Origin of the sequence: Glutamicibacter nicotianae, from assembly GCF_006539525.1 — a bacterium.
Classification (GTDB): domain Bacteria; phylum Actinomycetota; class Actinomycetes; order Actinomycetales; family Micrococcaceae; genus Glutamicibacter; species Glutamicibacter nicotianae.
In genome coordinates this window covers 20,538-28,163 of sequence record NZ_BJNE01000028.1, presented here as the reverse complement: position 1 = coordinate 28,163, position 7,626 = coordinate 20,538, and the positions used below count along the sequence as shown (strand labels likewise).

Genomic DNA, 7,626 nt, shown 5'->3' with positions numbered 1-7,626 from the left:
CGACATCTCGGCAAGCAAGGTGATCTTCCCCGGCGACAAGATCAAGGTCAAGGGTTCGGCTTCGAGCTCCAGCGGTGCAACCCATGCGAAGAAGTCTTCGTCCTCTGGTTCTTCGACTTACACCGTGAAGAGCGGTGACACCCTCGGAAGCATCGCCATCAAGCACAACATGAGCTTGTCGTCGCTCCTGAGCAAGAACGACATCTCGGCAAGCAAGGTGATCTTCCCCGGCGACAAGATCAAGGTCAAGGGTTCGTCCTCCTCCGGCTCGTCTCCGAAGTCGTCCCAGAAGAAGTCCTCCTCGTCTGCTTCTTCGAGCTACACCGTCAAGTCCGGCGATACCCTCAGCGGCATCGCCGCTAAGCACGGCATGAGTCTGTCCGATCTGCTGAAGATCAATGACATTTCAGCCAGCAAGCCGATCTTCCCAGGCGCCAAGATCAAGGTATCCGGCGGTTCATCGTCAAGCTCCACACCGAAGAGCAACGCTGCGCCTAAAGCAAAGAGCTCAACCTACACGGTCAAGTCCGGCGATACCCTCAGTGGCATCGCGACCAGCCACGGTATGAAGCTGGCTGCGCTGCTTGATCTGAACCCGGAGTTCAGCGCGAGCTCGCCTCTGAAGATCGGCGCCAAGCTGAAGGTATCGGGCTCGTCGGTTGCGCCGTCTGGCGAAGTCAAGAAGCAGAAGATCGGCAATACCTTTGCTGGTCGCACCTATCCAGACCACGTTGTGAGCAACGCGAACTCGAACAAGGATTACCTTGACTCGATCGATGTGCCGAGTCGCGGCGAGATGCAGGCCCTGATCCGTTCCACTGCACAGAGCATGGGCGTTGACCCTGCACTGGCATTGGCACACGCATACCAGGAGTCTGGCTTCAACATGCGCGCGGTATCCCCTGCAAACGCCGTTGGCGCCATGCAGGTGCTGCCAAGCACTGGTGACTGGATCGCATCGGTCATTGGCCAGGACCTGAATGTCCTGAACCCTCGCGACAACGTCGTTGCTGGCGTCGCAGTTATTGCCTACAACTTGGACAACACCGACAACCTGGACGATGCAATCGCATCCTACTACCAGGGGTTGGCTGGCGTTCGCAACAACGGCATGTACGAAGACACCAAGCATTATGTAGCCAGCATCAAGGCTCACATGAAGAACTACCGCTAAAAAGACACAGAAGAGGCGGACCAAACACGTAGAGTGCTTGGTTCGCCTCTTCGTATTGCGGCTAGATCCGGTCTTTAGGCTGTACGCCGGTCAAGATCCAGCGGCATGTCGATCACCACTTTGGTGCCGCCTTTCTCGCCCTGCAGCCAACGGATTTCACCCGATAGCTCGCTAGTCACCAGGGTTCGCACAATCTGCAGCCCAAGACCCTCGCGGCGCGGTTCCTCCGGCAAGCCATGGCCGTCATCCTCAATGACAACACGCAGCCAATCTTTGCTATCGGCACCCTTGTATCGTTCTGCGACCAGGGCAACCTCGCCATCACGATGCGCCAATCCATGTTCCACCGCGTTGGTCACCAACTCGTTGATCACCAGCGATAACGGTGTTGCCAAATCAGCGTCAAGCATGCCAAAATCGCCTTCACGGCGGGTAGAGACCCTTTGTTCCGGAGAAGCAATTTCCACGATCAATCGGAACTGGCGATCCATCAGATCATCGAATTTCACGGTTTCGTTCAGGCCCTTGGACAGGAAGTCATGGACCGAAGCGATAGTGGAGACCCGGCGCATGGCCTGCTCCAGCCCCTGCTTGCCGTCCTCCGAGCTCATCCGGCGAGATTGCATGCGCAACAGCGCCGCGACAGTCTGCAAGTTGTTCTTCACACGATGGTGGATTTCACGGATTGTCGCGTCTTTTGTAACCAGTTCCTTTTCGCGGCGGCGCAGTTCAGACACATCGCGGCAGAGCACTAGAGCACCCCAGCGCTTTGATTCGTTGCGAAGCGGGATGGCGCGCAACGAAAGCGTGACTCCGCGGTGTTCCACCTCGGTACGCCATGGCATCTTGCCTTGGAGAACCAGTGGAAGAGTTTCATCGACGACGCGTCGGTCGCTGACCAGCGCCATCGTCAGGTCAGCCAGCGGCTGGCCTTGCAGTACGTCGGCTGCGCCTAGACGGCGGAAAGCTGAAACAGCGTTGGGGCTGGCGAATTCGACGGCGCCATCAACACCGAGACGGATGAAGCCATCGCCGACGCGTGGCGCTCCTCGGCGCGATCCCGTGGGGCTGGCGAAGTCAGGCCACAGTCCTTGGGTGCCCATCTGCAACAGGTCATCCGCGCTTTGCCGGTAGACCAATTCCAGGTTGCTGGGCGTGCGGGACTGGTTGGGGTCGAAGTGGGAGGTGATCACCGCAACCGGGCGGTTCTGGCGCACCAGCGGAATCGCCTGCACAGTAGTCAAGCCCATGATGATGTCTTTGCCGGCCTGTTCCGCAGAGCGTTGCACTTCTTTGGTTTCCCAGGCGTGGTCAACCATGATGCGCAGGTCCTTGCGGATGCGTTCGCCCACGAAGTCGCTATGGAACGCGGTATGCGAGGTAGAAGGACGCACGTGTGCCAGGGCCGTGTAGGAGCCGTCCCCGGTGGGGAACCAGAGCACAAGGTCTGCGAATGCGAGATCCGAGACCAGCTGCCAGTCCCCCACCAGAAGATGGAGCCAATCCTCATCACCCGGTGCAAGTGCGGCACGTTGACGTAGTTCTTCGGTGATGAGGGCCATTAGCGGTGTTTACCTTCGGACGATGGAACGCAAGAGGCGAAGCGCCACGGAAAGCGAGGCCATGTCGTCTCGTTCCAGGCTGTTCACTTCCGCGAACATAGTCTTCGCACGATCAAGGTTAGCCGCGTTTGCTTCTTCCCACGCAGCAACACGCTCTGCCGGGTCCGCAATATCGCCGTGGGCATCCAGGATGTTGGCGGTCAGGTCGATGATCGTGGTGTACAGATCATCGCGCATTGCTGCACGGGCCAACGCCTGCCAACGATCCGAACGAGGAAGGTTGGTGATGCGGTTCAGCAGGCTGTCCACGCCGAACAGGTCGTAGAGCACGTAGTAGGTTTCTGCGACCTTGACCGGAGCGGTTCCGGTGCGGTGGACGTACTCTGCCACATCCAGCAGCGCGTAGGATTCGAACTGGGTCGCCCACATGCTGGCACGACGCTCCGGGATGCCCTGGGCTATGGCTTCTTCCCGCCATTCCTGGAAACGCTGCAGGTCGTTGCCGCGGACCAGGGTTGGCAGTGCCTCGCGCAGTTCGGTCACGGTCGCTTCGTAGCGATTGACCGCTTCGGTGACCAGCAGCTGCTGGTCGACGCGGTTGATGAACCAGCGCGTGGCGCGATCCAGCAGTCGACGCATGTCGTGGTGCTGGCGTCCCCAATGTTCCAGATCGGTTCCGGCCGGCTGTGCATTGATTGCATCGAACTGGCGGTCGAAGCCATAGATCTCACGCAGGGCGCAGAAGACCTTGGCAATCTGGACTTCGCTGGCACTGGTTTCTTCCATGGCCCTGAAGACGTAAGTGATGCCGCCCATGTTCACGATATCGTTGGCAATCACCGTCGCAATGATCTCGCGGCGCAATGGGTGGCTATCGAGCTGATCCCCGAAACGCTCCACCAGCTTTGTTGGGAAGTAGCGGCGCAGCGTCTGGTTGAAGTACGGATCATCGGCCAGATCGGATTCGGCCAGCGCGTTCGCCAGCTGGATCTTCGCGTAGGCGGCAAGCACCGACAGCTCTGGAGTGGTCATCGCGTCGCCAGCGGCACGGCGTTCTTCCAGCTCTTCCGCGTTCGGCAGGAACTCCAAGCCGCGGTTCAAGTCAGCATGGGCTTCCAACCACTGCATCAAGCGCTCATAGGCAGGAGTCCAGGTCAATGCCGCGTGCTTTTCATTCAACAGCAACACGTTCTGCTCGAAGTTGGTCTTCAGCACCAGATCACCGATGTTATCGGTCATCGACAGCAGGAACTCGGTGCGCTCGGCCTCGGAGAGGTTTCCGGCCTTGATCTGGCGGTCCACGAAAATCTTGATGTTCACTTCGCGGTCGGAGGTGTCGACGCCAGCGGAGTTGTCGATTGCATCGGTATTCAGCAGGACGCCGTTGCGTGCTGCCTCGATACGGCCCAGCTGGGTCATGCCCAGGTTGCCGCCTTCGCCAACTACCTTCACGCGCAGATCTGCGCCGTTGACGCGGATGGCGTCGTTGGCACGGTCTCCGACCTGGCCATGGGTTTCGGCCGCCGACTTGACGTAGGTGCCGATACCGCCGTTGTACAGCAGGTCCACTGGCGCAGAGAGGATGGCCTTGAGCAGTTCGTTGGGGCTCAGCTGGGTGATGCCGGCGTCCAGGCCCAAGACCTCGCGGACCTCGGGGCTGACCGGCACGGACTTGAGGCTGCGCGAGTACACGCCGCCGCCGGCCGACAGCAGTTCCTTGTTGTAGTCTGCCCAGCTGGAGCGCGGCAGGTCGTACAGGCGCTGGCGCTCGTCGAAAGCGACCTGGGGATCCGGGTTCGGATCCAGGAAGATGTCGCGGTGGTCAAAGGCGGCCACCAGCTTCACGGTTGGGGTACGGCGCAAGCCGTTGCCAAACACGTCTCCGGACATGTCGCCCACGCCAACGGCGGTGAACTCGTCCTTCTGCGTGTCGATGCCCAGCTCGAAGAAGTGGCGCTTGACCGACTCCCAGGCACCGCGTGCGGTGATGCCCATGCCCTTGTGGTCATAGCCCACCGAGCCGCCCGATGCGAAGGCATCGCCCAGCCAATGTCCCTTGTCGGCCGAGATCGAGTTCGCGATATCGGAGAAGCTCGCAGTGCCCTTGTCGGCAGCAACCACCAAGTAGGAATCATCGCCATCGCGGCGGACCACGTTGGCCGGCGCCTCGATGTGCTCCCCGTTTTCATCAGCCACCAGATTGTCGGTCAGGTCCAGCAGGGTGCGGATGAAGACCTTGTACGCGCCCTTGCCCTCTTCCATCCAAGCGCCTCGATCGAAGGCTGGATTAGGAAGCTGCTTGGCGTAGAAACCGCCCTTGGCGCCCGTTGGCACGATGACGGAGTTCTTAACCATCTGCGCCTTGACAAGGCCCAGCACTTCAGTGCGGAAGTCTTCTCGGCGATCCGACCAGCGCAGGCCGCCACGGGCCACCGCACCGAAGCGGAAGTGGGTACCTTCCACACGCGGCGAGTAGACCCACAGTTCGTGCTTGGGACGCGGGAACGGCGCGAAGTCGATCTCTTCCGGCGCGAGCTTGAATGCCAACGCCTGGTGAGTGGTGAAGTAGTTGGTGCGCTTGGTCGCTTCGATCACCTTCACGAAACGGCGCAGCAGCGTGTCTGCATCCAGCGTCGGCACTGATTCCAGTGCTTCGGTGATCTTGGCGTGCGCTTGCTCCCGAGCAGCTTCGGATTCCTCGGAGCTCAGCTTCGGGTCGAAGGTCGCTTGGAACAGTTCCACGATGGCGTGGGTCACCGACGGGTTGCCGACCAGGGCGTTGGCAATGAACCCGGTGGAATTCGGAACACCGAGCTGCAGCAGGTAGTGGGCGTAGGCACGAAGCATCGCGACTTCCTCCCACGTAAGCCCTTCGTGCAGGACCAAGGCGTTGAGGCTGTCCGATTCGGCGAGGTTGCTCACCACTGCGCAATAGGCGTCAGCCAACTTGGCTTCCACGGCCTCGAAGTTGATCTCCTCATCGATCTTCAAGCCCATGTCGTAGATGTAGCGTTCGCCGATTCCTTCGGGATTCAGCTCATATGGCCGTTCATCGACGACGTCGAGGCCAAGATGCTGCAGAACTGGCAGTATGCGCGAAAGCAGCAGCGGCTTGGTCACGTAGATCTTCATGCGCTTGGAAACAGCAGAATCCTCGTCCTGCTTCTCGTCATCGTAGAACGAGACCACCGGACCATCGGCGTCCTGCTCGCTCAGCTCGGCGAGCAGATCGATGTCCTTCAGCGCATCTTCGATTTCGAACTGCACTTTGTAGGACGCCGGGAAAGCTTCGGCCCAGGCGTTGGACAGCGTGTTCGCATCGCCCAGTTCCAGGCGCGCACGTGCGGTGTCGACAATAGCATCGGACCAGGATCGCACCGCCTTGGCGATTCGATCTTCCAGTGCCTTGCGGTCGACCACCGGTGCCAGGCCGTGGCGCTGCAAGCGCAGGCGGTAGAACAAGCGAACCAATGCGCCGGCACCCAGCTGCGCTTCGTATTCAACAGATTCTGCGTTGAAGCTGCGCTGCAGCTCCTGCTCCACTCGCAGGCGCACTGCCGTGGAGAATCGGTCGCGCGGCAGGAAGACCATGGCCGTGACGAAGCGGCCGTAATCGTCCTTGCGCAGGAAGACCGAGGTGCGCCGGCGTTCCTGCAGGCGCAGGATTCCGAGGGCAATCTTGGTCAGCTCATCGACGGAGATTTGGAACATCTCGTCACGAGGGTAGCTTTCAAGGATGGTCGTGATGTCCTTGCCCGAGTGCGAATCGGGAGCGAAGCCGGTGCGCTTCAGGACGGCTTCCACCTTTTCGCGCACCAGCGGAACGGTCTTCACGCTGGAGGTGTAAACGCTGGAGGAGAAAAGTCCGATGAAGCGGCGTTCGCCGTTGACCTCGCCGTTGGCATCGAAGCTCTTGACGCCGACATAGTCGAGGTACACGCCACGGTGCACAGTGGAACGGGAATTGGCTTTGGTGACGATCAGCGCGCGCTTGTCACGGGCGGTGATCCGGCCGCGCTTGGTCAGGTGCTGCGGACCTTGGTCCGCCAGGTCGCGCATCAGGCCCAGGCCGCTGCCCGGGCGGGCTACCAGCACGTCTTCGCCGTTGATGGTTTCCAGCGAGTAGTCGCGGTAGCCAAGGAAGGTGAATTTTCCGTCGGCCAGCCAGTTCAGCAGTTCCGCAGCCTGGTGCACCTCGGCAATTTCCTCGGCCTTGGGGGTCTGCGGAAGGCTCTGCGCAATCTCCTTGGCACGATCCAGCATGGCTGGCCAGTCCTTCACGGCGACACGTACATCAGCCAGAACGCTGTAAAGCCGTTCAACGAATTCCTTGGCCTGCGCATCGGTGAGTTCGCGAGCCAGCTCGACTGAAATCCATGACTCGATGCGGGTTTCCGCACCGGCCGAAATCAGCGTACTCAAATCCGAGAGCGCAGCGGTGTCGCCGCTGGCAACGTGCTGCAGGCCCGCGTGGCTGATCTTGGTAATTTCACCGGTCTCAGTTTTTCGTGATACAACGAACGTCGGATGCACGACTAGCTGAATCGGTGACTTCAGCTGCACCAGTGCGGCCGTTACGGAGTCAACAAGGAACGGCATGTCATCGGTGACGATGTGGACCACTGAAATTCCGTTGTTGCGGGTAATGGCGACGTTAGCATTTTCCGCATCACGCTGATACCCGATTTCCAGATGTGCTGCCACGCGAGCTTCGAGTTCGTCTGGCCGATAGGCCGCCACGTCTTCGGTCGCAATTTGGCCGTAGTACTCGCTCACCAGTTTCGAGGTGAGTGTCTCATCCATGAATGATTCTGACATGCTGGATTCCGACGAGTTCAAAAGAACGCCTCCAAGAACAAAGTTCGATTAACCCGCGCCTTTGCGGGTATC

3 protein-coding genes are annotated in these 7,626 nt (G+C 60.0%); 1 reads left to right on the top strand and 2 read right to left on the bottom strand.

Annotated elements, in window-relative coordinates:
* On the top strand, positions 1–1,174 hold a 1,174-nt coding region (locus ANI01nite_RS16330; protein ID WP_141359299.1), incomplete at its 5' end, for a lytic transglycosylase domain-containing protein.
* A 74-nt stretch (positions 1,175–1,248) separates the two neighbouring features.
* On the opposite strand, the gene ANI01nite_RS16325 is transcribed toward ANI01nite_RS16330, so the two are convergent.
* Positions 1,249–2,736, bottom strand: coding sequence for a sensor histidine kinase (locus tag ANI01nite_RS16325; protein WP_038990534.1), 1,488 nt, complete (start codon positions 2,734–2,736; stop codon positions 1,249–1,251).
* Between the two features lie 9 nt (positions 2,737–2,745).
* Positions 2,746–7,539 (bottom strand): NAD-glutamate dehydrogenase, encoded by a 4,794-nt coding sequence (locus ANI01nite_RS16320; RefSeq protein ID WP_141359297.1) that lies wholly within the window; start codon positions 7,537–7,539, stop codon positions 2,746–2,748.
* Between the last annotated feature and the right edge of the window lie 87 nt (positions 7,540–7,626).

What these genes read in the sequence shown, in the direction of transcription:
- ANI01nite_RS16320 (WP_141359297.1), bottom strand. Translation starts at nt 7,539, where the DNA reads ATGGATGAGACACTCACCTCGAAACTGGTGAGCGAGTACTACGGCCAA.
- ANI01nite_RS16325 (WP_038990534.1), bottom strand. Translation starts at nt 2,736, where the DNA reads ATGGCCCTCATCACCGAAGAACTACGTCAACGTGCCGCACTTGCACCG.